The following is a 26530-nucleotide window of genomic DNA, read 5'->3' on the forward strand; positions in this document are numbered from 1 at the left end:
AAGCCGCTGCGCGGCAGAGTAAAGCCGACAACTATTAAGCTACCTTTAATAAGACTAATGATGAATAACGAACAACAACAACGTTAAGATTATCTTTATACACAACATGTTACCCACCTAAACTTTACAAGGTAAACGTCCAGCCACTATTGATGGTTATAGTCGTGCACTTCGTCGCATTACTCACCATTTAGGTAAATCACCTGATACGTTAACCACTGATGATCTCAAGCGATACTTTGCTCAACTGATTAAAACCCATTCATGGAGCATCGTTAGAATTGATCGTAATGGATTACAGTTTTTCTTTAAGCATGTACTTCAACGTGATTGAGAATGGCGAGAATTAATTTACGTATAGCAACAAAGAATTCACTGCCTATTATCCGTCATCTCGGAAGCGAAGCATGAGCTATCCGTGATCTATTAATAGCGTGATCGAGCCTAAAAGACACCAATGAAATAGTAATTCTACGACACGCTAATGGTAGATTCGTTGTGGCGACCACAATTCCCTATCGCCCTCACGGGCATTCACTGTAGGGAATGACGGCTTCTTTTCAACATTACCTTTCATGACATTCGCAATATTTACTTATATGAAGCCGCTCGGACTTGTCCAACACTTGAATAGGTGTCGGCTGCGCGACACATATCCTTATCTGTTAGGCTTCATCTCACGTATATAACCATTTCTTAATTTTTGGAGCTAAGGACATTAAATAGGGAATGATCACCACAAAAGCGATATAGAACAGGAACGCTAAATAATAGCCTTTTTCGATAAACAATCCAGCTTTCCTTTTCAAGGAGCGATCTACCCCATCCATCTTGTTTGGATCAACGAAAGCAAAGTGTCTGCATGGCTCAATATAACTTTTAAAACATAATTCACGAAACAGGTCTTTACTACAAAACAGAACGTTACCGCATTGTTTCGCAACATAGTCTTTACAGTAAGTTACGGAGTCTAGTTTGACTGACAGATAATCCGTACCATTATCCAAAAGACACTTCTTAAAATTCAGTAAAACATCACTTCTAAACTGCTCACTTACACTACTTTCGAAAGACTCAACCTCCTCAAGTAAAACTGGGACATAAAGATAACTCCACAACGCTATCCAAACTGAGCTTAAAATTAACCAAACTTTCTTTATGTTCATTTTTGAAACCTTACGCCCTGTTAAGGTGTGAGCAACGAAATACCGATGCTTCCGCATACCACCTCACTGAACGCAACGCATAGTAAAAATGCCACGCGTTGCGAATCACTCTTAAACCGTTTGTTGAACGAAGCCGCTGCGCGGCAGAGTAAAGCAGACAGCGATTAAACTACCTTTAATACGCCTAATGATGAATAACGAACAACAACAACGTTCAGATTATCTTTATGAACAACATGTTACCCACCTAACCTTGCAAGGTAAACGTCCAGCTACTATTGATGGTTATAGTCGTGCACTTCGTCGCATTACTCACCATTGAATAAATCACCTGATACGTTAACCACTGATGATCTCAAGCGATACTTTGCCCAACTGATTAAAACCCATTCATGGAGCACCGTTAGAATTGATCGTAGTGGTTTACGAATATTATGGGTGTCCTATGTTTTCAGCATGTCATGCAATTGGCGGGGATTTTTCGACCCAGATAAAAACGTAAAACAATAAGGATAATGGCATTAACGCGTAATAATTAAAGAGGATCTAATTATAAATCAATAAATTAATTTGATTGGTTCACGCCAAGGATAACGCTCAACTTCTTTTTAGCATCACACTTCATTACATTCGCAATATTTACTTATATAAAGCCGCTCGGGCTTGTCCAACACTTCGGATAGGTGTCGGCTGCGCGACACATATCCTTATCTGTTATATTTTCATTAGGACAGCTGAACAAGCATAGACTGTATAATGTCATTATCACTTTGTTCTGTACCGTGACAACAAATAATACCAACGCTACTGCTTTCTATCCTGAACCACTTAACATCATTAACTTTAATGTTGTTCATGGATAAATAGACAGATACTACATTTAGATAATCATCTGAATTAAGGTTATTCGTAACGGCATTATCAATAGCTGATTTGTGTAGATTTTTGAAATCTAAAAACGTCATATCATTTAATGCGTTAACTTGTGACTCAACATCGTCTTTACTAACCGTTTGAACATTTATTTTATTTATTTTTACTGTGATCATTTATAACCCCTTACTTACCAACGTTCAAAAACCACTTCATTATCATCAATATCAAACTGTTGAAGAGAGTATGTTTGATTAAATGGAGCTTTAATTGATGTATACTCGACGTACTTTATAGAACCAACAGTTTGACCTTGAGAATTTACAATCTCATACTTATATCGTTCATTCTGCCCTAAATTTCCAGCTTCAAATTTGCTGACAAATTTAACCACATCGCCATCATTAATTTTTAACTTGTTTTTCCAATCCATAGTATTACAACCTCTAAATACATTACTGATGTATCACCGAAAATATAACAACTTATTATATTAACAACTTGCCCGAATTTGTTCTTTGAACCTGCGCCCGTATTTAATTCGTCATTATACAAAAAACATTATAAATCAAAAACATTATTACATTGGTTGCCCGATAGAAGTCACAAAATCGGGCACCTGCCTTTTAGTTTCCACTTTTTTTACTAATACTAATTGCTGTATGTATTAACAGTATAAAAGGTGCGCAATGGCTTCTCTCTTTCTAACTTATATAAAAGAATACATATATATAAAACATCCTGACAAATTAGATAATGATGATATTGAACAATTTCTGTCTTATTTAAATAACCAATCACCACATTTAAAAAATAATAATTAATAACGATTCAACACGCTGTAAGTAGATTCCCTATCTCGTTCGTAACCTCACTGTAGGGAATGACGGGGGTGGGTTTTGCATTCACTCTCGGAATTTTCAGTGAGCACTTAAAAATATCAAAAAATAATAACACTACAACACGATATAAATAGATTCCCTATCGCGTTAGCAACCTCATTGTAGGGAATGACGGGATGGTTTTTGTATTCACTCTCAGTATTTTCAATGAGCGTTTAAAAATATCAAAATATAATAACACTACAACACGCTATAAATAGATTCCCTATCGCGTTCGTAACCTCACTGTAGGGAATGACGGGGTGGGTTTTGTATTTACTCTAGGAATTTTCAGTGAGCGTTTAAAAATATCAAAAAATAATAACACTACAACACGCTATAAATAGATTCCCTATCACGTTCGTAACCTCACTATAGGGAATGACAGGGTGGGTTTTACATTTACTCTTGGAATTTTCAGTGAGCGTTTAAAAATATCAAAAAATAATAACACTACAACGCGCTGTAAATAGATTCCCTATCGCGTTCGTAACCTCACTGTAGGAAATGACGGGGTGGGTTTTGTATTTACTCTTGGAATTTTCAGTGAGCGTTTAAAAACATCAAAATGTAATAACACTACAACGCGCTGTAAGTAGATTCCCTATCCCGTTCGTAACCTCACTGTAGGGAATGACGAGGGTGGGTTTTGTATTTACTCTCGGAATTTTCAGTAAGCGCTTAAAAATATCAAAAATAATAACACTTCAACGCGCTGCAAATAGATTCCCTATCTCGTTCGTAATCTCACTGTAGGGAATGACGAGCTATTGTGGCTTTTATAACAATATGCGCTATTCCTAATCCCTCGTCCCTTACAATCTATCCCCTTTATCCCCCCACAAAAAAGCCGACAATGAAGTCGGCTTTAAATAATGGTGTATTCGCTATTAATTACGCGTTAGCTTGTGCCGTTTGAGCAGCAACAGAGCCTTCTTCTGGACGCTTTAAGAATGCGTACATCACGCCTGTTACTACCGTACCCGCAGCAATGGCGACAAGGTAAAGTAGCGCTGGTGAAATTGCGTTTGGAATGAGCAGAACAAACAAGCCACCATGTGGAGCCATTAGTTTTGCGCCAAACAACATTGATAATGCACCTGTTAATGCGCCACCAATCATACAGCTTGGAATAACACGCATTGGATCGCGGGCTGCAAATGGGATCGCGCCTTCAGTAATAAAGCACATGCCTAATACAAACGAGGCTTTACCTGCTTCATTTTCGCTGGCTGAGAACTTACGCTTCGCAAGGAATGTTGCTAAACCCATACCCATTGCTGGCACCATACCTGCTGCCATTACTGCTGCCATTGGGGCATAGGTTTGTGAAGCTAACAAGCCAACACCAAAGGTATAAGCGGCTTTGTTTACAGGACCACCTAAGTCGAAACACATCATACAACCAAGGATAATACCCAGTAATACCGCGTTCGCTGAACCCATGTTGTTTAAGAATGTGGTTAAACCTGCCATTGCTGCTGATACTGGACCACCAACAATGTAAATCATTACCAAGCCGGTAATTAAGCTGGCTAATAATGGCACAATCAAAATCGGTTTTAGCGCTTCCATTGATTGTGGCAGTTTGATTTTTTCAACCAAAAATTTAGCACTGTAACCTGCAAGGAAACCGGCAACGATGCCGCCTAAGAAACCCGCGCCCGTGGTACTAGCTAACATACCGCCAATTAAACCCGGTGCTAAACCTGGGCGATCTGCAATTGAGAATGCGATGAAACCCGCCAATACTGGCACCATTAACGCAAATGCTGAACCACCACCGATGGTCATTAGGGCTGCGGCTAACGTGCCTTCTTGTTTAAAGGCTTCGATACCAAATACAAACGATAAGGCAATGGATAAACCACCAGCTACCACTAATGGCAACATGTAAGACACACCTGTCATTAGGTGTTTATACGGCCCTGCTTTTTCAGTTTTTGTATCTGTGTTTTGAGCGTTAGTATTTCCAGAATGTTGATATACAGTAGCAGTTGCAAAGGCTTTTTCAATTTCTGGTTTGGTTTTCTTGAGTGCTAATCCTGTGCTGGTTTTGTAAAGCTTTTTGCCATTAAATCGGGCTAAGTCTACTTCAATATCGGCAGCGATAATGACTAAATCTGCGGCTGCAATCTCCGCATCTGTTAATTGGTTTTTAGCGCCAACTGAGCCACGGGTTTCAACTTTAATATCATAACCCTGACGCTGACCTTCTTCTGTCAACGCTTCTGCTGCCATAAAAGTATGAGCAACACCCGTTGGACAAGCGGTGATCGCGACAATTTTCTTAATCGCATTTTCGGTTTCATCAGCGACAGGTTGAGTGCTGGCTGCCGTTAATACTTGTGCTTGTGTAACGGCGTCTGTTAGCCATGCTTTGGTATTTTCAAAACAAGCGGTGATATCAGCTTGATAAACTTTTTTACCCACAAAACGGGTATCATCAACAGCGATTCCTGCCGCAATGATGATCACTTCAGCATCATCAATCTGTTGTTGAGTCAGTTCTTTGGTTGGATTAAATGCAGTTTGGCATTCAATGCTTGCTTGCCATTGTAGCTCTGCGGCGGCTTTTTCTAATAAACCCGCTGCGATAATGGTGGTTGCGATGCCGCTAGGACAAGCTGTTACTAATGCTATTTTCATATTTACACCTTGGTCAATGTTGCTTCACATGTTCTTCTGTCGTTAAGCAATGATGTGATTAATCTCTATGTACTTAAGCTATTGAGTTACAATGACATGTTTAGCAATATCATTAACTTTATTGATATTCTCAACACCAACACCCACTTGTGTCACCGCTACTGCTGATAATGCCGTCGCAAATTGTAATGACTGTGCTTTTGAATGTTGATTAAGTTCACCCCAACATAAACCAGCAACTAAAGTATCACCTGCGCCAACGGTACTCACTACGTCCATTTTTGGCGGTTGAGCATGTAACCAGCCTTCATGGTTAAGCCACATCACCCCTTTTGCACCGAGTGATACCACAACATTTGTGATCCCTTTAGCTGCAATTTGTTCCGCAACGTCCATACATTGTTGTTGCGTTTCTAATGCTTGTCCTGCCCATTCAGCCAGTTCTTCATCATTCGGTTTAACCAACCACGGATGGGCTTCTAAACCTGCTTCTAATGCTGATTTACTGCTATCAAACAACACTTTTTTGCCCAATTGATGTAATTTTTCTAACCAATTAGCGCACATGTCAGGAGTAATACCTTGTGGCAAGCTACCTGCAATCACAAATACATCATGGGTGACTGCTAATTCAAATAATGTTTTTTCAAAGGCTAAAATATTGGCAGCTGTAACGGCAACGCCAGGAAAATTAATGTCACTTACCTGACCATTTTTTTCGACTAATTTAACATTAATCCGGCTTGCACCCGCCACGCGAATAAACTTATCTGTTGCGCCGATTTGCTCAAACAATTGGCAAAAAGGTTCTTGGTTATCAGCTCCTAATAAACCCGTTACTGTCACATCAGCACCAAGCTCTGCTAAGACTTTAGCAACGTTCACGCCTTTACCCGCAGGATGTAAATTACCGTGTTCAACCACATTGACACGGCCTAGCGAAATGGTCGCTAGACTTCCAGTAAGATCTAATGCTGGGTTGAGTGTTACCGCAACAACGTTAGGTTTAACAACATGGTGCATGGTTTGAATCTCTGTCTGTAAGGTTGAAATTGTCATTGCTGCGATCCTTATAGTTTTTCGCCTAAGCCATCAGCAATAGCTTGACCGATTGCCGTTAATGCCGCGTCTGCATCACTGCCATGTGCGGTAAATTGCAATTCATTACCGCATTTCACACCAAGACCAATCACTTTCATTAAACTTTTCGCATTAACGGGCTTACTGTCGCTGGTGATATTAACCACTTGAATATCCGCATCGAATTTCTTGGTAGTATTAACTAACATTGCACCAGGGCGGGCATGTAAACCATGGGGATTACGAATCGTAAATATAGCTTGATTGCCTTCTAATGCGACTTGCGTCAGTGCGGTTACCATTTCTTGTGCTGATGATGCTAACCATTGCGCAATCTTGCCTTGATAAATCAAAGATGTGAGGTATTCAAGGTTCGCTTTATGAGCAGTATTATTGGCCGCGATCATGATCATACCCGCCACAGGGTGACCTAATTCTTCAAAAGGCTCTTGAGGTGTTACCACTGCAATCGCGGTACGTTTAACCTGCTTATTACTTTTAACTAACCATAAGCCTTGCCCTAAATAACTTGCCCCTTGGCTAATCGCATCAGTGACGGTGGCTGTTTCTGCAAATCCTTGGTATTTAATTAAGCCCGCAGCAACAGCGGTTAACTGTAATAAATCTTGCGCAGGAAATTGCTTCAAAATAAGCTCAGCATTACACTCAGCCTCTTGCTGCTCATCACCACTTAATAAGGTAATGATCGCTTGCTCAGACTCACAATGGCGTAATTTTTCTTCAATACCATCAGCAGATAACACTTTGGTTAACTGTTTTAGAATGCCTAAATGCTCATCCGATTGAGCCGCAATCCCTATCGCAATATAAGCCGTATTATCATTGCCCCATGGCACACCTTGTGGAAAGTGATGAATTTTCACTCCGGTATGGTTAACTAAATCACGGGTTTCAGTCGTACCATGTGGGATCGCAATACCGTTGCCTAAATACGTTGAATTTTGTTGTTCACGGGCAAGCATGCCATTGACATACCCTGTCTGTACTAATCCCGTTGCTTCAAGATCAGCCGCCAACGCTTTGATTGCGTCTTGTTTGTTAGATGCCGTTTGCTGCATCGAAATATCATTTTTAGACAGTGATAACATGTAACTCTCCGATTCAATTCTCTGTGAGATCGTCGCTATTTATAGTGCTGTTCATTAAGCTATTGATAAACCCTATTCACTTCATCGCAGTATGTGCTTATCAATAGCTGAATCGTTTCAGCAAAACGGGAAATAAAAAATGTTCACAACGGGTGTTTATCGCTTAACAACACCCTGCTGAAACCTTTCAGCTTGCATACTGAATCGTTTCAGCTAGAATTGCAAACACTGATAAGTATGCATTAAGTGAATATATGATCAAGCGCACAAACTTATATTTAGTAAATAACAATCAGCCCGATTAGATCTCTGATGCTTTCCCTAACATGAATTCACAACGGATAACGATAATGACATTGGATGAAATCGCAAAACTAGCAGGCGTGTCTCGAACAACGGCAAGTTATGTTATTAACGGTAAAGCAAAACAATATCGTATTAGTGAAAAAACTCAGCTCAAAGTAATGGCTGTTGTTGAAGAACATAACTATCGCCCCGATCATGCTGCTACCTCGCTTCGAGTTGGAAACAGCCATTCACTCGGGCTGATCATTCCTGATTTAGAAAACAGCAGTTATGCCAAAATTGCTAAGTTATTAGAGCGTGATGCGCGCAAAGCCGGTTATCAAATGATTATCTCTTGCTCTGATGATGATCCTGCAACCGAAATGAAGGTTGCCGACATGCTATTAAGCCGTCGAACTGATGCATTAATTGTCGCCAGTGCCCTTGCTTCTGATAACACATTTTATCGAAAGATTCAAGCCAATGGCGTACCTGTAATTGCCATTGACCGTGCATTAGACGATGAGTTTTTTATCTCAGTGATCAGTGAAGATTTAGAAGGTGCTTATCAACTGACACAATCATTATTGAGAAAGCCCATTAACAGTATTGGTCTTATTGGTGCCGTTGCAGATTTAGGAGTATCGAAAGAACGCCAGCAAGGCTTTACCGCAGCGATTAACCGCCATTCACAACCTGTGACGACTATTATGAGTTATGGGGAGCATTTTAGTCAGCAAAATGGGCAACGTATGGTTCAGCAATGGATTGATGATGACTGTTTTCCTGATGCGATATTAGCAACATCCTATACCTTGTTTGAAGGGGTACTGGATTGTTTACTTAAAAATCCACAACTAATGAGTCGTACTTATCTTGCAACGTTTGGTGATAACCGCCTATTGGATTTTTTACCCAATAAAATACAGTCATTACCACAACAATTTGAAGTTATCGCCGATCATGCGCTTACATTGGCACTAGAAGCAATAAAAGGTAGCTATGAACCGAATGTTGAGGTAATTCCGCGCCAAGTCATTCATCGTTAATGATATTGCTATTATTCATTGCAGAATAATAACAATAATGAAAAAATACACGATTACTTATCATTATCTCTTTTTACTAGGTTGCTATAGGCTCCACCATGTATTTACGTCTTAAAGCATTATTAATATCGCATGCACAATTCTCTCATGCTTTACGGGTAACATTGGCGATTGCTTTTACGCTTGCCTTTTATGCTGTTGTCCACGTTCCACATTCAATGTGGGGTCCTGTCACCGTGGTTGTCGTTATGATGCAACCTTACGCTGGTGCGATTGTTTATAAAGGCTTTCAGCGTATTGGAGGCACATTATTAGGGGCTATATTAGGACTTTTAACGGTGCTATTCCCTGATCAGTTTGATTACCTGATTCCGGTATGGATGTTGGCGTGGGTCTTTTTACTGTCTTTAAAATCTTACGGTAAAAATATCTATTTCTTCTTTTTAGCCGTAATGACACTCATCATTGTTTCTTATCAAGGAGACACTGCGTTAGAGGTTAGCGTCGCATTATGGCGTGTTGCTAATATTCTTATTGGTAGTTTGATTGCGATTGCCTTTTCTTTACTATTACCTATTCGTGCGATAACCGGTTGGAATTTACTGTTTAATCAAAATTTACGCGCATTACGTCAGCTTTACCAAGCACACGCTTCAGCCCACATGCTAAGTATTAAGCAGTTAAATGCCATGAAACGTGAAGTATTAGAACGACACATGAAGATGATCATTCTATTGCCTAATGTGCAAAAAGAAAGGCATAAACTTGCGGGTCATTATCGAACAATTATTACCGTGCAACGTTCATTAATTAGTGTAACTGAACAATTAATTGAAACTCATTGGAGTTCAGATATTAGCCGTCGTCAATTACTGGCTCAAAACGATCTAAAAGTCTATCAACAACATATTATTACTATTTTAAGTCAGTTAGAGCAGGCTTCAATTAATCATAGTAGTTTATCGAACATTGATACATTACCAAATATGGATCTGTTACCCACAATGGCAGAAGCAATATCGCCAGATGATACGGCTAATGCGCTGGGTATTTATGGCTATTTTTGGCTAACTCGCCAATTTATGAGTCGACTAGAGGCGTTAATCATTCAATTGCGGATTATCAATCAATAAAACTGTTGTTCTCTTCTTAAAAATACCTAATTACCACCGAGACTCAGCCAAGGTTAATACTTTCTCAAGTATCGGTGGTGATTTTGCATAACATTCAGGACAAATATCACCATTTTCCAACGCAGATTAAATAAACGTTCTCCACCTTATTTTTCAATTTCGTACATGTGTATAAATTCGAATTTCGAATATAGATAAGCCTTTCTGAAATTGGATTAATTTTTAAGCATGGCGTTTACCCTATCCTGCAATATATTGAAGGATAAAATATTATTTAACTATGGCGGTTAAATAGCAGTAATTAGGTGGTTAATTATTCAATTTAATAATTGAAACGTTATTTATCTTAAATAGTAATCATTATTTATGGTTACTATTTTCATTTAAGCGTTGAACTATTTATTAATTACATACTAACTTCAATAAGTTACAGAAACTCAATCAATAATAATATTATTATTAATAAAAATAGATGTACATAAAATAATCAAGTGGTATTATAGCGTCTTGCTCTGTTGTTTAAAGAGTTATTAAATGCAACACCAAGTAATAGTTAAACCCTCAGCTACAGTAACGTTATCGTTTTGTACTTCAGTGTTTCCCTTGTATTGGCAGCAACATTAATAATTTAACCACTTAGCACATCGCATTTTAGCGGTTAATTAATCATATTTATATAAGGGACATTACATGTCTAATCAAACAACTGGTCTAGTAAAATGGTTTAACGAAGCAAAAGGTTTTGGTTTCCTTTCTCAAGACAACGGCGGTGCTGACGTATTCGTTCACTTCGCTGCTATTGCTTCAGATGGTTTTAAAACATTAGCTGAAGGCCAAAAAGTATCTTTTGAAGTATCAGAAGGTCCTAAAGGTCTTCTAGCTTCAAATGTTGTAGCTTTATAATTTATCCTCGCTGATAAATAATAAAAATGCTGGCTATGGCCGGCATTTTTTATATCTGTTATTTTCATATATATTTACTTAATTATTTAATATAGACCCAACTTATTTAAATAAAAGTAAGATGTTTACTTTTATTTAATATTTAGAATTTAACTTACTACTGACTAAATAAACGGTGACGAAATGGACGTTCCTTATTATAGCCGTTTAATATTGCTATCTCACGGTAAAGCGTGAGCTAAAGACAGGGATTTAATATTTATCCGCATTACATGGTTCATTGGTTATGTGTCTGCCTACAATATGACAATTTATTTGAACATAACATGGCCCTTACATAGTGGTAATCAGAAAAAACAACAAGCCTGCGTTATTATGTCTTATTAATAGCGCAGGTTTCTCTTCTTAACAAATAACCGTTATCACTTCATGATCCATCAGCCACCGTTGTAAACGTGGCGCTTGTGAAATAGCATCATAATAAATATCGCACTCTTTTGACGCATTCCCCGTAACAGCTAACAACATTTTTAATAGTGTTATTATCGCATCATTTTGAGTATCAACCCGATAATGAAGTTTGGCATTGGCAAAGTCTTGTCCTAATGCCAATTGTGCTAATTGCGTAACATCCACGACAAAACCATCAAAATAATGAATAAAAGTATCCGCTAATAATGCATTTGCAGGCACAGAACAAAGCATATGGACTTTTAAGTCATTTGCACCTCGACATAAACCTTGTTCAGCCAACAAATCAATCATAGTTGCCGCTTCACTAAAAGTACGTACAAACGGTACTACCAATTCAATCGTGTCACCACCAACAGCTGCACGAGCACGTTTAATCGCCTCACATTGCAACGCAAAACTGGTCTTATAATTAACGTCAGCATAAAGACTCGCACCGCGTAATCCTAATTGTGGATTAGTTTCAATGGCTTCTAGTTCAGCACCTAATAGTTGGCATCGACATTCGGCATTAGCCCCTGCTAATTGTACTTTTAATGGCGCAGATCCTTGTTGTCTTGCTGCGGACACTAATAACTCAGCCAACAAAGCAACATAATATTCAGCCAACGCGACAGTCTGTTGACCATATTGATCAGCTATTTTTTGTTGTAACGCTTGCTGAGTCGCATCAGATAAAAGATTTTGTTGGGTAAAAACTAACGGATGAATACCAACGTCGGTAGCAATAAGATCATCTAACGAAACTAACCCAATACCGTCATTATTTAGCGTCGCTAATTGTTGTGCATTGTGTAACACCGCTGTTGTTGCCAACATTAATTCAGTTTGTGTTGTCATACTCTACCTATACCTCCATGTTAAATAACCTAATGCCTATCCATTTACACCAATAAAATAGACCTTTATTGACCTTACTGTGTGTTTAATTTTCACGCAAGAACAAAACGATATGTGATAACAATTATTCAACGTTTTAAGTATATGCCACCGTGTTTATGTTGATGAATAATTGCATGCAAAATCACCCTTTCAGCTAACAATATCCACAATTATTCATTAAAAACCTATTTGTTATCACAAGTTTGGTTTATTCCAGTGCTGATTTGGGCTATCTTAACGGGGTTATTACAGAAATCCCAAGGTAGGCAAACTATTATGCCAATGAAAACAGATGAGCTTCGCACAATAAGTCTCGGCCGAATGCCGACCCCAGCAGAAGTAGAAATAGCGTCACCAATAACAGATGCTATTGCGGTGCATGTTGATAGTGCACGTAAGCAAGTAGAAGCAATCTTATCAGGTAAAGATTCACGTCTTTTGGTGATTGTAGGGCCATGTTCAATTCATGACACCGACGCTGCTATGGACTATGCGAAACGCCTTGTGGCTGTACAAGAAATATATAAAGACCAACTATTTATCGTTATGCGTACTTATTTTGAAAAGCCGCGTACTGTTGTTGGTTGGAAAGGCTTAATCTCAGATCCACATTTAGATGGTAGCCTTGATCTGGCTACTGGGTTGCATAAAGCGCGTAAATTATTAATTGATATTAATGCGCTAGGGCTACCCACTGCGACTGAGTTTTTAGATATGATCACCGGTCAATATATTGCAGATCTTATTACATGGGGAGCCATTGGTGCCCGCACCACTGAATCTCAAATTCACCGTGAAATGGCATCAGCACTGTCTTGCCCTGTTGGCTTTAAAAATGGCACTGATGGCAATATTAAAATTGCGATTGACGCTATTCGTGCTACGCGCGCATCACATTTATTTTGCTCGCCAGATAAAAATGGTCAAATGACCATTTATCGTACTGCTGGTAATCCGTATGGTCATATTATTCTTCGTGGTGGCAAAATGCCAAATTACCACCAGCAAGATATAACGATAGCCTGCGAGACATTGGCTGAATTTGAGTTAGCACCGAAGTTAATTGTCGACTTTAGCCATGGTAATTGCCAAAAACAACACAAACGCCAGCTTGATGTTACGGCTGATATTTGTGAGCAAATTCGTAATGGCAGCACGTCTATTGCAGGCATTATGGCTGAAAGCTTTATCGAAGAAGGCAATCAAGCGGTTATCTGCGGTAAAGAAAGCAAACTTGTTTATGGTCAATCGATAACAGATCCTTGTATCGATTGGAATGACACGTTAGTGATGCTTGATATGCTGGCCAGTGCCATTAAAGATGCCAACGCATAATTTTGTTTTACTCTTTTAATATAATAAAGGAGCACCAATATATTGTTGCTCCTTTCCTCATATTAAATTAACAGTATAATGTACGCGTTAATTCATAACGGGATAATTTTCCCATATTCAGGTTAGAGGCCAATAACATGCCATGTTTTGATATTATTTCCGAAGTAGATACCGTAGAAATCAAAAATGCGGTAGATAATTCAATCCGAGAAATTAGTACTCGTTTTGATTTTCGTGGTGTTGAAGCCAACGTAGAATTAAACAAAGAAATCGTAAAAATTACTTCAGAATCAGAATTTCAACTTGATCAAATTGTAGCAATTTTACGTGGCAACCTTGCTAAACGTGGTGTTGATGCCAATGCACTTGAGCGTAAATCAATCAATTTCTCAGGTAAAACAGCGTCACAGAACATTGAATTTAAGCAAGGTGTTGAAACCACCAACGCTAAAAAATTAGTTAAAGCGATTAAAGACGCTAAATTAAAAGTTCAAGTTGCAATTCAAGGTGAAAAATTACGTGTAACGGCTAAAAAGCGTGACGATTTACAAGCAACAATGGCATTAGTTCGCTCACAAGATCTTGGTCAACCGTTCCAATTTGATAATTTCCGTGACTAATCACTGCAAATATCATAAGGGAAGCGTATCAACGCTTCCTTTTTTTTGATTTAATTATTCAACTATTTTTGATAGTGTTTAAAAAAAGTAATAACATTTAAACTGTAATTATTAAAATTATACTTTACTGTTATGCGCAAATACGTCATACAAATATAAAATAAAACACTTCTTAAACATCAAATAATCAAAATAACCCCATTAAAAAACCACCAAATAACATTATCAACATAAAAATCACATCAAAGAATACTTTTTAAGCAAACAAATTTTTTTATTTGCAAAAATTGTTGCGACGCATGCTTATACCCTATAATCACCCACCTCAATAATGGTTAATTATTTTTCATTCTCTATGGCTAACTAAGGTAGGTAACAACAACAGCAACGATAACTAGCACGGAAATGCTTATTACGATCACGGAACGCTCACCTCTTACAGCAATTGTCATTGTTGTATATCACTATCTATTTGCTTGCTTGTTTGTTTGGCTTCACTTATCTCGGTATGCAGTGACTGAAAAGAAAATAAAGGAGATGTCCATAATGGGCACCGCACAACAGAAAACAACTGCAACAACCGAAAATACCCAAAAGCTCGGCTGGAGTAAAAGTGATACCGTATGGATGCTCGGTTTATATGGCACAGCAGTTGGTGCTGGCACTTTATTTTTACCAATCAATGCGGGGGTTGGCGGCTTAATTCCCCTTATCGTAATGATGATTTTAGCGTTACCAATGACCTTTTTTGCTCACCGAGCGATGATGCGTTTTGTACTATCAAGTGCTAACCCTGGTGCTGATATTACAGAGGTGGTTGAAGAGCACTTTGGTAAAAATATGGGTAAACTTATTACCATTTTATATTTCTTTGCCATCTACCCTATTTTACTCGTTTATAGTGTGGCTTTAACTAACACTGTTGAAAGCTTTATGAAGTTTCAGCTCGGTATTGAACCACCAGCACGTGCAATTTTGGCTTTGATCTTAATTCTGGTTTTAATGGCCATTGTTCGTTTAGGTGAACAACTGATCGTAAAAGCAATGAGCATCTTAGTCTTCCCTTTTGTTGCGGTTCTACTGATGCTTGCGTTATATCTTGTCCCTCATTGGAATAATGCGATTTTCACAGATATTATTCCTCAAAATGGCAGTAGCAGTACGGTAATAATGGCCGTATGGTTAATTTTACCAGTGATGGTATTTTCGTTTAACCATTCACCTGTTATTTCTTCATTCGCTGTCGCTAAAGAAAAAGAATATGGTGCTAACGCTGAACGTCAAGGCTCTCGTATTTTATTACGCGCCCATATTATGATGGTTATTACGGTGATGTTTTTTGTTTGCAGTTGCGTATTAAGCTTAACGCCTGCTAACCTCATCGAAGCTAAAGCACAAAATGCCTCAATTTTGACTTACCTAGCGAATCATTTTGATACCCCTGTTATTGCTTATGCTGCGCCGATTGTGGCAATTATTGCGATAACAAAATCGTTCTTAGGCCACTATTTAGGCGCTAGTGAAGGTTTGAATGGTATTATTCATAAAGTCGCTCGTGATAATAACAAGACACTTTCAGATAAAAAACTTAACCGCTTCACTGCCTTGTTTATGCTGCTTACCACTTGGGCAGTTGCAACATTAAACCCAAGTATTTTAGGTATGATTGAGAACTTAGGTGGACCCGTTATTGCGATGTTGCTGTTTATTATGCCAATGTATGCAATAAAGAAAGTACCCGCGATGAAAAAATATTCAGGGGCTATCAGTAATATTTTTGTAACGATTATTGGTTTAATGTCTATCTCTGCTATTTTCTACTCATTAGCACAGTAATATTGCACGCCATCATACAAAAAAACCGAGCTCTAAAAGCTCGGTTTTTTATTTTCTCACATCAATGGCTTATGAATGATATAAGCTCGGCTCACCTTCAGGACGGGTTTTAAACCGTCGATGTAACCACATATATTGACTTGGTGCAGACATAATAGAACGTTCAACTGCTTTATTGATATACACCGCAGCAGCATGAGGATCCTTATGTGGAAACTCAGTTAATGGCGGAAATATTTTTAACGTATATTTACCACTGTTACTATTACGAATCATCGCAAAAGCCAAAGGCACCGCACCTGAAGCATCAACCAACAAACTGGTGCCGGTTGTCGTACAGGCCTCTTTTACTGCAAATAAAGGAGCAAAGGTTGAGTTACGACCATGACCATAATCTTGATCCGGCGCATACCATAATATCTCACCATTTTTTAAGCCTTTAAGCATGCCTTTCACATTTTTACGATCAAGCATATATTTATTGGAACGTACACGACCTTTAAACTGGAAGTAATCAAAACAGGGATTATTATTCGGTCTATATACGCCAACACCTGGAGTCTTTAAACCAAAAGCACGTGCACCTAATTCTAAGTTCATAGAGTGTACTGCTATTAGTAAAATACCCTTTCCTTGCTGTTGTAACTGTTCTAGATGCTCTAATCCTTCGACCTCAACATGCCGTTCTACACGAATATCAGGCCAAAACCACGCCATTGCCGTTTCAAATAAGGCCAGCCCAGCGTTATCTATATTCTGCTTCATTATATGTTGTTGCTCTTCTTCCGCCATAAAGGGAAAACACAGAGCGATATTTTGCTGGACTGTATCGCGGCGACCGGACATCATCTTCATGACTAATCGGCCAATACATTGCCCTAAACGAAACTGAATAAAATAAGGCAGCCAACTTAGCAAATACATTATTCCTATTAATATTAAAACAGGCCAATAACGCGGATGTAAGAAAGCTTTACGAAATGCTGGCTCAGTAAATCTACTCATAATAAAACACAGGGTTCCTCTGCTCATATTTTAAGAATACGTATTCTAAACAGTCTCTTAAAAAACTCACATAACTAATCGTGCCATTATATTATGTAAAATACTTTATTGAATGCAAGTCAATGTAATATCCCAATAATTGCTATACAGCAAAGATTAAGTTTAGTTATTATTTGGTTAATAAATCAACTTTAATTATTGGCTATATATAAAATAAAAAAAGCCCACTTAAAAAGTGAGCTTTCGCAGTATTTTTATGATGTTGCTTTAATTAATAAAGACTTGACTGCCCTTCTGGACGATTTTTAAAACGACGGTGTAACCACATATATTGACTAGGTGCCGCCATGATAGATTGCTCTACAATCTTATTAATAAACACAGCTGCGGCATCAGAATCTTTGTGAGGAAAACCTTCAACTGGCGGGCATATCGTTAACGTATAATGACCTGAATCATTATCACGTACCATGGTAAATGGCACGACAGCACAATGTGATGCATCAACCAACAAACTGGTTCCTGTTGTTGTACAAGCGTCTTTTACCGCAAATAAAGGGGCAAAAGTTGAACGTCGTAAACCATAATCATGATCCGGCGCATACCATACACGCTTACCTGTTTTTAATGCTCGTAGCATGCCTTTAACGTCTTTACGATCGATTAAAGTACGGTTAGATCGTGAACGACCTTGATATTGGAAATAATCAAAACACGGATTATTATTAGGACGGTAAACACCCATACCTGTTTTTTTAATACCAAAAGCACGTGCGCCAAGCTCAAGGTTCATTGAATGCACCGCAACCATTAACGCGCCTTTACCTTCACGTTCTAATTGCTCCATATGCTCCATGCCCTTAATCGTAACATGACGACAAACACGTGCATCAGACCAAAACCATGCCATGCCTGTTTCGAACAGTGCTAATCCCGTGTTATCAATATTTTCTTTAACTAGACTTTCTCGTTCACTCACACTCATTAACGGAAAGCATAATTCTAGATTACGATGAATGATATGTTGACGCTTTTTCATTAATTTAATCGCTAAACGACCAATATGTTTCCCTAAAAACAATTGAACCGAATACGGTAGTAAACTAAGTGAATACATTAACCCTACTAATGCTAATGTACCCCAATAACGAGGGTGAAGTAATGATCGTGTAAATACAGGTTTATTTTTAAAACTCATGCGATATTGTGACCCATTTTTTTCGTTATTTTTTATCCAAAAAAATACAAAAAATATAATAATTAGATGACTGTCTATAATAAGGCCTAACTATAATAGTAAAAAGTAAAACTCGCTTATTTATGATGAAAATTGACGCTAAGCAAACTTTTCAAAAAAAACGTATGAAAAATAATCACATTAAAATATTATCAATAATTAAATCTCTTAATTATCAAAATGTTATTTATAGCCAATAGCAATTCTTTCTGCTTATAACATGTAATATGTAACAACCCGTAACAGGGACTCGTCCATTCTGCTTTTTCCCGTATAATCGCCTTATCTTTTTTTATTCTGTGGATATAATGCATTGGAATTATTGGTTATCGATTTTTTAGGTAAGCCGTTACGACTTGAAGGCTCAATGGCCGGATGGCAACAATTATTTTGGGATAACACCTTAGTCTCACAAATAGCAGCAGCGCCAACCGATACAGATCAGTTTACACATCAGTTTGAGCTTTCAAATAATGAACAAACCATTCAATGCCAACTTAATGGTAGCTTGAGTTGGCAACCGTTTCTGATCCATTACCAAGCGAGTGCAGATCAACAAATCATTACACAAGGCGAACGTAATGATAAAGATATTGAGCGTCAACAACCACAACAAGTGATCGTCCCAGAAAAAAGATTCAGCTTAATTGGATTAGCATCATTGGGCATGAAAGCACTCAAAAGTGCTAAATTAATTAAAGTGGTTCTCGCCTCTGCAAGTCTCGCGGCTTATTCATGGCTATTCTCAATTCAATTTGCATTAGCGTTATTGGCTTGTTTAGTGTTCCATGAATACGGTCATATTCGTGCTATGAAATATTTTGGCATGAAAACCAAAGGTATTTACTTAATTCCTTTCTTGGGTGGATTAGCATTAAGCGACGAGAAAATTAATACTCGCTGGCAAGATGTGGTGATTTCAATCATGGGGCCTGCATTTGGTTTAATCATGTCATTAGCGTGCATGATTGCCTATTGGATCACCGGTGAAATGTTCTTTGCTGGCTTAGCTGTCTTTAATGCACTGTTAAATCTGTTTAATTTATTGCCTATTCTGCCTCTCGATGGCGGTCATGTTCTAAAAAGCATTAGTTTTTCAATGAACAGTAAGATAGGTATTATTGCTTGTGCATTAGCAGCAGTTGCAGGAATTATTTTAAGCTATCGACTAGGGCTGACATTATTTGGCTTTCTCTTGATCATGGGTAGCTTAGAAATTATCTTTGAATGGCGACAACGTCACCAAAGTCATTTATTACCGTTAGATCGCTACGGTCAAATTTTCTCAACGATATGGTATGTCAGCCTTGTCGCTGCTTTTATGGGTATTATTGCGTATTTTGCGAGCTTAGGTGACAGCTTACTTAGCTTGCCGCTACAAATTTTAGGCACTTAATTACGTTAGCTTAACCACATAGAGCAACACGACAAAAAGTAACAATAAAAAAGCCAGCATTCAAATAATAATTGCTGGCTTTTCTTTGCTGTTATAATCAATAACAGCATCTAATTCTTATTCGCGTATTATATTATTTCTTCTTTTCCATCATTGCTTTAAGATCAGCAAAAGGATTAAACGTCGCTGCTTGATGATCATCTTCACCCGCACGAATTACACTGCCCTGACCATTATCTGCATCGGTGTATTTTTCATGTTCATGATCATGACAAAATAAGCATAATAATTCCCAGTTACTACCATCTTGAGGGTTATTAGTATGATCATGATCCACGTGGTGAACAGTTAGCTCACGCAAATTTGAATAAACAAATTCACGCGAACAACGACCACATACCCAAGGATAAATTTTTAATGCTTTTTCACGGTAGCCCGCTTCTTGGCGAGCATAAGCAGCACTAGTACCTGTATAATCAGACGACATATCTTGACCTATTTTATAAAGAAATAAACCACTAGTCTCTCTAGTAGTTTAGGCAACTTACTGCCGATTGCCGTATTGAACCATCACCGAACAACAAATTTCAAGTAAAGTTTCAGCTCTTCTGTTCTCTATCACAATTTAATCTAGGTTGATCTTTTAATACAACCAGTTAGCTTGAAATCGTTTTTAACAGCCTCCATATAAAAAGTCAGCCATCTTTTCTGTTAAAAATCACACAGAATTTCATTGTATTTAACTTAATATTTTGGCTGTAATTTAAGCGAAGAGACCTTTTATTCGAGATTTTAGAAGATAAAACCTTGTATAGATAACACCTTTGTAAAAGGTCTATGCTAATATTCATTCAATTATTTGAAGCTGATTCTAACAGAACGTTTCACGAATCGACCTTTAACCGCTAAGAGTAAACAAATATGGCTTTTGATGTTTCCAATATGCTCACTGAATTATCAGCGATGCACGTAGATTTGTCGGCGATGCCAAAGAGTATCGACATGGGGCACGCAATCTTAGGCGCACTAGCAGTGATCTTTTTGTTAATGTATCTAATGAAAAAAGGTAAACCTGTTGAGATCGAAAAAATTGTTGAAAAAGAGATTGAAGTAGAAAAAATCGTTGAGATTGAAAAACCCGTCGAGATAATCGTTGAGAAGATCGTCGAGAAACCTGTTGAAAAAATTGTTGAAGTAGAAAAAATTGTTGAGAAGATCGTTGAAGTAGAAGTTGAACCTAAACTAAAAACATCAACACCCGATTCAGCTCTCCAACTACTGTCACTTTTACAACAAGACGCGCGCTTTATTGATTTTATGCAAGAAGATCTTAAAGGCTTTGCAGATGCTGATATTGGTGCCGCTGCTCGTGTTATTCATGAAGGTGGTCAGAAAGTACTTAACGAATACTTTAGCTTCGCACCTGTTCGTGCTGAAGAAGAAGAATCACGTATTACCCTACCCCAAGGGTTTAACGCATCTGAAGTACGCCTAACGGGTAACGTCGTTGGTGAAGCACCATTTAATGGCACTTTAATCCATCGCGGTTGGAAAGTGACAAATGTTAAATTGCCTAAATTGGCAGAAGGCCATGATGTACATATCATCGCAGCCGCTGAGGTAGAACTATAATGCAAGAAACACAACAACATCGCTACAGCGTGGGTATTGACTTAGGCACAACACACTGTGTGCTGTCTTATGTTGATCTTGAAAATGAAAACGCTGACGTCACCGTAATGGCGATTCCACAATTAACCACGCCTGGTAATGTGGAAGAAAAAAATCAATTACCGTCATTTATGTACCAAGCTCATGAATCAGAGCTAGCTGAAGGTGATACTGCACTTCCTTGGAATGCAAAACCTAATGCTATTGTTGGTGCAATGGCACGAAACTTAGGTAGTAAGACCCCTATTCGTCTTATTTCCAGTGCTAAAAGTTGGCTTTGTCACGGTGGCGTAAATCGTCGTGACGCATTCTTGCCACTCAATAGCCCAGAAGAAGTCATTAAAGTCTCGCCATTAGAAGCGACTCAAAAATACCTTGAGCACATGGCTGATGCGTGGAATTTCCAACATCCTGAAACGCCTATTTGTGATCAAGACGTAACACTCACAGTACCTGCATCGTTCGATCCTGCTGCGCGTGAATTAACCGCAGAAGCAGCACGCAATGTTGGCTTTAAGCACCTTACTCTGCTTGAAGAACCACAAGCAGCTGTTTATAGCTGGATCAAAAATAACGACGAAAACTGGCGTGACCAAGTCGCTGTTGGCGATATCATCCTCGTGGTCGATATCGGTGGTGGTACGACAGATTTATCGTTAGTTGCTGTTACTGAAGAAGACGGTAATTTAACCCTTAATCGTGTTGCAGTTGGCGATCACATCCTTTTGGGTGGTGACAACATGGATCTTGCTCTCGCTTATCGCTTAAAGATGAAGCTTGCGCAAGAAGGCAAACAATTACAACCATGGCAAGTACTGGCTATTACGCATGCATGTCGTGATGCGAAAGAAGCGCTACTGAACGATGCTAAATTACAATCTATGCCGATTGTTGTTCCAAGCCGTGGTTCTAAATTATTGGGTGGTACGTTACAAACTGAACTAACCCAAGAAGAAGTTCAACAAACGCTAGTTGAAGGTTTCTTCCCTCAAACTGCTATTGAAGAATTACCTGTACAAACAGCTCGCGGCGCATTAACCCAAATGGGTCTACCATATGCACAAGATGCTGCGGTATCGCGCCATGTAGCAAGTTTCTTAAGCCGTCAAAGCCAAGCAGTTGAAGAACTCTTTGCACAGTATGAACAACAGCACGAAGGCTTTATTCGCCCAACCGCTATTTTGTTTAACGGTGGTGTACTTAAATCTTCATTATTGTCAGATCGTCTCTTAACAACGATTAATGGCTGGCTAACAACCGCTGGTTCTACAGAAGCTAAACTACTTTCAGGACTTGATCTTGATCTTGCCGTTGCAAGTGGCGCTTCATACTACGGTTTTGTACGTCGTGGTAAAGGTGTACGTATTCGTGGTGGTATCGCAAGTAGTTACTACGTTGGTATTGAAAGTGCAATGCCTGCTATTCCTGGAATGGAACCACCACTAGAAGCGCTATGTGTTGCTCCTTTTGGTATGGAAGAAGGCAGCCAAGCAAATGTACCAAGCCAAGAATTTGGTTTGATTATCGGCCAACCAGTACAATTTAAGTTCTTCGGTTCAACTGTACGTCGTGATGATGTTGCAGGTACGCACCTTGATTGGTGGCAGCCAGAAGAAATGGAAGAATTACCAACAATTCAAATGACATTACCTGTCTCTGAAGGTCGTAGCGCTGGCGAGGTTATTCCTGTCAAACTAGCGTCACACGTGACCGAATTAGGTATGTTATGCCTTGAAGCCATTGCGACTGATAATGGTCAGAAATGGCAAGTTGAATTTGACGTCCGCGAAGCATAATTGTTCGCACAACGGCGCACTTTATAGTGCGCCGTTTATTTATCTATCCACCAGCCAATGAAACATGTCAGGGGTATGCTTTCACCTATTTATTACCCGCAACACACTGACACATCAAACGTTTCTCATCTGGCTATGTTCTCATCTCAATTATTTTATGGAGCCAGCATGTCTTCATCTTCTCCACGTTATCTCGTTGGTATTGACCTTGGTACAACACACACCGTTGTCGCTTATTGTGAAATCACAGATACGTTAGAAACAAGTCCGATGCATATTTTTGAAATTGATCAATTAATTGCACCGGGTGAAGTTGCGCGCAAACCACTATTACCCTCATTTCGCTATCATCCCGCGGAAGGTGAAATGGATTCAACACAACTGGTATTACCTTGGAATGCTGAACCTGTTGCGGGTGAAATTCCAAGTGTGATTATTGGTGAATTTGCACGTGAATTAGGTGCAAAAGTGGAAGGTCGCCAAGTTGTTAGTGCTAAAAGTTGGTTATCTCATCAACATGTTGATCGTAACGAAGCCATTCTACCGTGGTCATCAACGGCCTCAACGTCTGATGTAAAGAAAGTCTCTCCGGTTATTGCAAGTGCAAGTTACCTTAACCACGTGCGTCAAGCATGGGATTACCACCATAAAAATGACTTACTGGCACAGCAAGAAGTTGTAATTACTGTTCCTGCCTCTTTTGATGAATCAGCACGCGCACTAACATTAGAAGCTGCGGAACTGGCTGGATTGCAAAAAGTATTACTCCTTGAAGAGCCACAAGCGGTTTGTTATGACTGGTATGCTCAAAACCGTCAACATGCCGATGAATTATTAAAAGACATTCCATTATTAATGGTATGTGATGTCGGCGGTGGTACAACCGATTTAAGTTTAATCAAAGTCGGCACTGATGAAGGTAAGTTGACCCTTGATCGTATTGGGGTTGGCGATCACTTAATGTTAGGCGGCGATAATCTCGATTTAGCATTAGCACACGTTGCCGAACAACGATTACATGGCGAATCTAAAAAACTCAGCCCTGCCGCGTTATCAAAGCTGATTCAGCAAACGCGAAAAGTGAAAGAAAAGTTATTATCAGGCAATGCACCAGACAACGCCAAAGTGACCATGCTCGGCAGTGGCTCACGTTTGATTGGTGGTGCTAAAAGTATTGAGTTAAACCGTGAAGAAGTGCATAGCATCGCCCTTGATGGTTTTTTCCCTATCACCGCCTTTACTGATCAACCTAATCAACGCCAAGCGGCGATGGTTGAGTTTGGACTTCCCTATGCGGCAGATCCTGCTATCAGTAAGCATGTCGCGCAGTTTATTGATCTGCATGACAATGTGTGCCGTGAAGCGTTTAATGATTTTAACTTGCATCATCCAGATTCAATCGTTATTAGTGATGATCAACCTGCAATTCCGGTTGCCGTACTACTCAATGGTGGTGTGTTTAACAGCCCCCTACTATCAGCGCGTACGCTAGATATTATTTCTCGCTGGCGCGGCGCTCCCGTCACTGAACTTAAAAACTTGCACCCTGATTTAGCGGTTGCCTTTGGCGCTGTTGCTTATGCTAAAGCCCGTCATGGCGCACAACTAAAAATTGGTGGTGGCTCTGCCCGTTCGTTCTTCTTAACTATTGGTGAAAATAAAGGCACCAAACAAGGGATCTGCTTATTACCTAAAGGGATTGAAGAAGGGATTGAAGTCACGCTAACCCACCGCAAATTTGCACTAACATTAGGTGAACCAGTACGGTTTAACTTAGTTTCTTCTACCAATGATAAACATCACGATGTCGGTGAACTGATTGAAATATTAGGTGATGGTTATATTAACCTGCCGCCTTTTATTGCGACCTTAGACAGTGATCGTGACCGTGACCAACTGGCTGCGAACCAAAAAGATCGTGAAGAAGTAACCCTAGCTTGTCAGTTAACTGAAGTAGGCACCCTGCAAATTGAAGCCGTCAGCCTTAATGACAATGCTAAGCGTTGGAAAGTTGAATTTGCTATTCGTAAAGACTTAGCCCGTTTAAACCGTGGTAATGATGACAGTGATAGCACGCTAGCTGAAAGTGAACTTCCGGCGAGAATGCCAGAAGCAATTGATGCTGTTAAGAAAGTTTTTGGTGGCACGAAAACCACCGATAACAATAAAGCGGTTAAAACACTGCGCAATGATCTCGATAAAATCTTAGGTAAACGTGATGCATGGGAAACACCGTGTTTACGTGAACTTGCCAATGCATTACTTGATAGTAAAAAACGCCGCCGCCGCTCAGATCTCCATGAACGTAACTGGTTAAAGCTAGCGGGCTTTACTATGCGCCCTGGCTTTGGCTACCCTGCTGATGAATACCGTATGGAACAAATTTGGCCGCTATACCAACATGGCATTCAATTTGATACCAATACTCAAACATGGTGTGATTGGTGGACATTCTGGCGTCGCGTCTCTGGCGGTTTAACCCAAGAGCAGCAACTACTTATCTATAAAGATCTTGCTAAGTATATTACGCCTGGCGCAAGTCGTAACGCTAAGCTTAATAAAGAGCTACAAGAGCGTAGCTACGAAGACATGGTACGCTTAGCGGCCTCTTTAGAACACTTACCGTTTGATAAGAAGCTACAGCTGATTGAGTGGTTATTTGGTCGCCTACAGAAAACACAATATGCACAAGCGCATTGGTGGGCTATTGGTCGTATTGCAACCCGTTCACCATTTTATGGCAGTGCTCATAACCTATTGTCCGCGGAGCATGTCTCTTACTGCTTACCAGAGCTAATGAATTATGATTGGCGTAAAGAATCATACATTGGCTTTGCGGCAGTAATGATGACGCGAATGACGGGGGATCGCACATTAGACATTAATGATGAACTACGCCAACAAGTCATTACTAAGTTAAAGCAAAGCAAAGCACCTGCCAGTTGGATCGAAATGGTATCTGAGGTCAAAATATTGACAGAGGAAGAAACGAAACGCGTATTCGGTGATGCATTACCCAATGGTTTACGTCTTATTGGTTAATTAATATCAATATAATCAAATAACGGGAGCTAATCCCTTCCGTTATTTGACTTCATATATTCAATCTAACATTTCTTATTTAAAAATAAGGCGTAATTACTGCCTTTATAC

The 26530-nt window shown here is 39.2% G+C and carries 21 protein-coding genes and 2 pseudogenes; 13 read left to right on the top strand and 10 right to left on the bottom strand.

Going from position 1 to position 26530, the window contains the following annotated elements:
* Window positions 1-60: 60 nt before the first annotated feature.
* A pseudogene (locus C9J51_RS19725) lies at window positions 61-328 on the top strand (site-specific integrase); the annotation flags it as partial.
* A gap of 349 nt (window positions 329-677) precedes the next feature.
* On the opposite strand, the gene C9J51_RS09065 reads toward C9J51_RS19725, so the two are convergent.
* A complete protein-coding gene (locus tag C9J51_RS09065; RefSeq protein ID WP_107274979.1) occupies window positions 678-1166 on the bottom strand; it encodes a hypothetical protein in 489 nt (162 codons plus the stop codon).
* 187 nt (window positions 1167-1353) lie between these two features.
* Between C9J51_RS09065 and C9J51_RS19760 the strand changes: the two genes are divergently transcribed.
* Window positions 1354-1488, top strand: a complete 135-nt coding sequence (locus tag C9J51_RS19760) for a hypothetical protein (protein WP_407675582.1) — start codon at window positions 1354-1356, stop codon at window positions 1486-1488.
* A 403-nt stretch (window positions 1489-1891) separates the two neighbouring features.
* Here C9J51_RS19760 and C9J51_RS09080 read toward each other — a convergent pair whose 3' ends face one another.
* The 5 genes from C9J51_RS09080 to fruB form a co-directional block, all read right to left on the bottom strand.
* Entirely contained in the window at window positions 1892-2215 is a 324-nt protein-coding gene (locus C9J51_RS09080) for a hypothetical protein (protein WP_107274980.1), read from the bottom strand.
* 14 nt (window positions 2216-2229) lie between these two features.
* Entirely contained in the window at window positions 2230-2472 is a 243-nt protein-coding gene (locus tag C9J51_RS09085) for a hypothetical protein (protein ID WP_107274981.1), read from the bottom strand.
* A 1342-nt stretch (window positions 2473-3814) separates the two neighbouring features.
* Complete coding sequence (gene fruA, locus C9J51_RS09090; RefSeq protein ID WP_045040269.1) at window positions 3815-5569, bottom strand: PTS fructose transporter subunit IIBC; 1755 nt, start codon at window positions 5567-5569, stop codon at window positions 3815-3817.
* Window positions 5570-5647: 78 nt separating this feature from the next.
* On the bottom strand, window positions 5648-6592 hold the full coding sequence (gene pfkB / locus C9J51_RS09095) for a 1-phosphofructokinase (protein ID WP_045040276.1): 945 nt from the start codon (window positions 6590-6592) through the stop codon (window positions 5648-5650).
* Window positions 6593-6639: 47 nt separating this feature from the next.
* The gene (fruB, locus tag C9J51_RS09100; RefSeq protein WP_045040268.1) at window positions 6640-7758 is read right to left on the bottom strand and encodes a fused PTS fructose transporter subunit IIA/HPr protein; all 1119 of its coding nucleotides are present in this window, start codon (window positions 7756-7758) and stop codon (window positions 6640-6642) included.
* Between the two features lie 350 nt (window positions 7759-8108).
* Here fruB and cra point away from each other — a divergent pair, with 350 nt between their 5' ends.
* The 4 genes and pseudogenes from cra to C9J51_RS19765 all read left to right on the top strand — a co-directional run.
* On the top strand, window positions 8109-9092 hold the full coding sequence (gene cra / locus C9J51_RS09105; protein WP_045040267.1) for a catabolite repressor/activator: 984 nt from the start codon (window positions 8109-8111) through the stop codon (window positions 9090-9092).
* A 98-nt stretch (window positions 9093-9190) separates the two neighbouring features.
* The gene (locus tag C9J51_RS09110; protein WP_045040266.1) at window positions 9191-10225 is read left to right on the top strand and encodes an FUSC family protein; all 1035 of its coding nucleotides are present in this window, start codon (window positions 9191-9193) and stop codon (window positions 10223-10225) included.
* A gap of 690 nt (window positions 10226-10915) precedes the next feature.
* On the top strand, window positions 10916-11128 hold the full coding sequence (locus C9J51_RS09115) for a cold-shock protein (RefSeq protein WP_045036117.1): 213 nt from the start codon (window positions 10916-10918) through the stop codon (window positions 11126-11128).
* Window positions 11129-11155: 27 nt separating this feature from the next.
* Window positions 11156-11218 (top strand): annotated as a pseudogene (locus C9J51_RS19765) (hypothetical protein); the annotation flags it as partial.
* Between the two features lie 315 nt (window positions 11219-11533).
* Here the strand turns inward: C9J51_RS19765 and C9J51_RS09125 are convergent.
* Entirely contained in the window at window positions 11534-12439 is a 906-nt protein-coding gene (locus tag C9J51_RS09125; RefSeq protein ID WP_045040265.1) for a putative PEP-binding protein, read from the bottom strand.
* Between the two features lie 318 nt (window positions 12440-12757).
* On the opposite strand from C9J51_RS09125, the gene C9J51_RS09130 reads away from it, so the two are divergent.
* From C9J51_RS09130 to C9J51_RS09140, 3 genes are all read left to right on the top strand, one after another.
* A complete protein-coding gene (locus C9J51_RS09130; protein WP_045040264.1) occupies window positions 12758-13816 on the top strand; it encodes a 3-deoxy-7-phosphoheptulonate synthase in 1059 nt (352 codons plus the stop codon).
* Between the two features lie 137 nt (window positions 13817-13953).
* The gene (locus tag C9J51_RS09135; RefSeq protein ID WP_045036118.1) at window positions 13954-14436 is read left to right on the top strand and encodes a YajQ family cyclic di-GMP-binding protein; all 483 of its coding nucleotides are present in this window, start codon (window positions 13954-13956) and stop codon (window positions 14434-14436) included.
* Between the two features lie 546 nt (window positions 14437-14982).
* Window positions 14983-16272, top strand: a complete 1290-nt coding sequence (locus C9J51_RS09140) for a serine/threonine transporter (RefSeq protein ID WP_045040263.1) — start codon at window positions 14983-14985, stop codon at window positions 16270-16272.
* Between the two features lie 69 nt (window positions 16273-16341).
* Here the strand turns inward: C9J51_RS09140 and lpxL are convergent, their stop codons facing one another.
* Complete coding sequence (lpxL, locus tag C9J51_RS09145; RefSeq protein WP_045040262.1) at window positions 16342-17277, bottom strand: LpxL/LpxP family Kdo(2)-lipid IV(A) lauroyl/palmitoleoyl acyltransferase; 936 nt, start codon at window positions 17275-17277, stop codon at window positions 16342-16344.
* A 271-nt stretch (window positions 17278-17548) separates the two neighbouring features.
* The gene (locus C9J51_RS09150; protein WP_045036121.1) at window positions 17549-18475 is read right to left on the bottom strand and encodes an LpxL/LpxP family Kdo(2)-lipid IV(A) lauroyl/palmitoleoyl acyltransferase; all 927 of its coding nucleotides are present in this window, start codon (window positions 18473-18475) and stop codon (window positions 17549-17551) included.
* A gap of 352 nt (window positions 18476-18827) precedes the next feature.
* Between C9J51_RS09150 and C9J51_RS09155 the strand changes: the two genes are divergently transcribed.
* On the top strand, window positions 18828-19910 hold the full coding sequence (locus tag C9J51_RS09155) for a site-2 protease family protein (protein ID WP_045040261.1): 1083 nt from the start codon (window positions 18828-18830) through the stop codon (window positions 19908-19910).
* A 133-nt stretch (window positions 19911-20043) separates the two neighbouring features.
* On the opposite strand, the gene C9J51_RS09160 is transcribed toward C9J51_RS09155, so the two are convergent.
* The gene (locus C9J51_RS09160) at window positions 20044-20397 is read right to left on the bottom strand and encodes a YajD family HNH nuclease (RefSeq protein ID WP_045036123.1); all 354 of its coding nucleotides are present in this window, start codon (window positions 20395-20397) and stop codon (window positions 20044-20046) included.
* Window positions 20398-20873: 476 nt separating this feature from the next.
* On the opposite strand from C9J51_RS09160, the gene C9J51_RS09165 reads away from it, so the two are divergent.
* The 3 genes from C9J51_RS09165 to C9J51_RS09175 all read left to right on the top strand — a co-directional run bounded on the left by C9J51_RS09165 (window position 20874) and on the right by C9J51_RS09175 (window position 26419).
* Window positions 20874-21542 (top strand): DUF2760 domain-containing protein, encoded by a 669-nt coding sequence (locus C9J51_RS09165; RefSeq protein ID WP_045036214.1) that lies wholly within the window; start codon window positions 20874-20876, stop codon window positions 21540-21542.
* On the top strand, window positions 21542-23377 hold the full coding sequence (locus C9J51_RS09170) for an Hsp70 family protein (protein ID WP_045036124.1): 1836 nt from the start codon (window positions 21542-21544) through the stop codon (window positions 23375-23377). The genes C9J51_RS09165 and C9J51_RS09170 overlap by 1 nt, the downstream gene beginning before the upstream one ends.
* Before the next feature lie 168 nt (window positions 23378-23545).
* On the top strand, window positions 23546-26419 hold the full coding sequence (locus tag C9J51_RS09175) for an Hsp70 family protein (protein WP_045036125.1): 2874 nt from the start codon (window positions 23546-23548) through the stop codon (window positions 26417-26419).
* Window positions 26420-26530: the final 111 nt, after the last annotated feature.

Origin of the sequence: Photobacterium iliopiscarium, from assembly GCF_003026395.1 — a bacterium.
Lineage (GTDB): Bacteria > Pseudomonadota > Gammaproteobacteria > Enterobacterales > Vibrionaceae > Photobacterium > Photobacterium iliopiscarium.

Bases quoted from the DNA above. Each gene is read 5' to 3' on its own strand.
- C9J51_RS09065 (WP_107274979.1), bottom strand. From the start codon at position 1,166: ATGAACATAAAGAAAGTTTGGTTAATTTTAAGCTCAGTTTGGATAGCG.
- C9J51_RS19760 (WP_407675582.1), top strand. From the start codon at position 1,354: ATGATGAATAACGAACAACAACAACGTTCAGATTATCTTTATGAACAA.
- C9J51_RS09080 (WP_107274980.1), bottom strand. From the start codon at position 2,215: ATGATCACAGTAAAAATAAATAAAATAAATGTTCAAACGGTTAGTAAA.
- C9J51_RS09085 (WP_107274981.1), bottom strand. From the start codon at position 2,472: ATGGATTGGAAAAACAAGTTAAAAATTAATGATGGCGATGTGGTTAAA.
- fruA (WP_045040269.1), bottom strand. From the start codon at position 5,569: ATGAAAATAGCATTAGTAACAGCTTGTCCTAGCGGCATCGCAACCACC.
- pfkB (WP_045040276.1), bottom strand. From the start codon at position 6,592: ATGCACCATGTTGTTAAACCTAACGTTGTTGCGGTAACACTCAACCCA.
- fruB (WP_045040268.1), bottom strand. From the start codon at position 7,758: ATGTTATCACTGTCTAAAAATGATATTTCGATGCAGCAAACGGCATCT.
- cra (WP_045040267.1), top strand. From the start codon at position 8,109: ATGACATTGGATGAAATCGCAAAACTAGCAGGCGTGTCTCGAACAACG.
- C9J51_RS09110 (WP_045040266.1), top strand. From the start codon at position 9,191: ATGTATTTACGTCTTAAAGCATTATTAATATCGCATGCACAATTCTCT.
- C9J51_RS09115 (WP_045036117.1), top strand. From the start codon at position 10,916: ATGTCTAATCAAACAACTGGTCTAGTAAAATGGTTTAACGAAGCAAAA.
- C9J51_RS09125 (WP_045040265.1), bottom strand. From the start codon at position 12,439: ATGACAACACAAACTGAATTAATGTTGGCAACAACAGCGGTGTTACAC.
- C9J51_RS09130 (WP_045040264.1), top strand. From the start codon at position 12,758: ATGCCAATGAAAACAGATGAGCTTCGCACAATAAGTCTCGGCCGAATG.
- C9J51_RS09135 (WP_045036118.1), top strand. From the start codon at position 13,954: ATGCCATGTTTTGATATTATTTCCGAAGTAGATACCGTAGAAATCAAA.
- C9J51_RS09140 (WP_045040263.1), top strand. From the start codon at position 14,983: ATGGGCACCGCACAACAGAAAACAACTGCAACAACCGAAAATACCCAA.
- lpxL (WP_045040262.1), bottom strand. From the start codon at position 17,277: ATGAGTAGATTTACTGAGCCAGCATTTCGTAAAGCTTTCTTACATCCG.
- C9J51_RS09150 (WP_045036121.1), bottom strand. From the start codon at position 18,475: ATGAGTTTTAAAAATAAACCTGTATTTACACGATCATTACTTCACCCT.
- C9J51_RS09160 (WP_045036123.1), bottom strand. From the start codon at position 20,397: ATGTCGTCTGATTATACAGGTACTAGTGCTGCTTATGCTCGCCAAGAA.
- C9J51_RS09165 (WP_045036214.1), top strand. From the start codon at position 20,874: ATGCACGTAGATTTGTCGGCGATGCCAAAGAGTATCGACATGGGGCAC.
- C9J51_RS09170 (WP_045036124.1), top strand. From the start codon at position 21,542: ATGCAAGAAACACAACAACATCGCTACAGCGTGGGTATTGACTTAGGC.
- C9J51_RS09175 (WP_045036125.1), top strand. From the start codon at position 23,546: ATGTCTTCATCTTCTCCACGTTATCTCGTTGGTATTGACCTTGGTACA.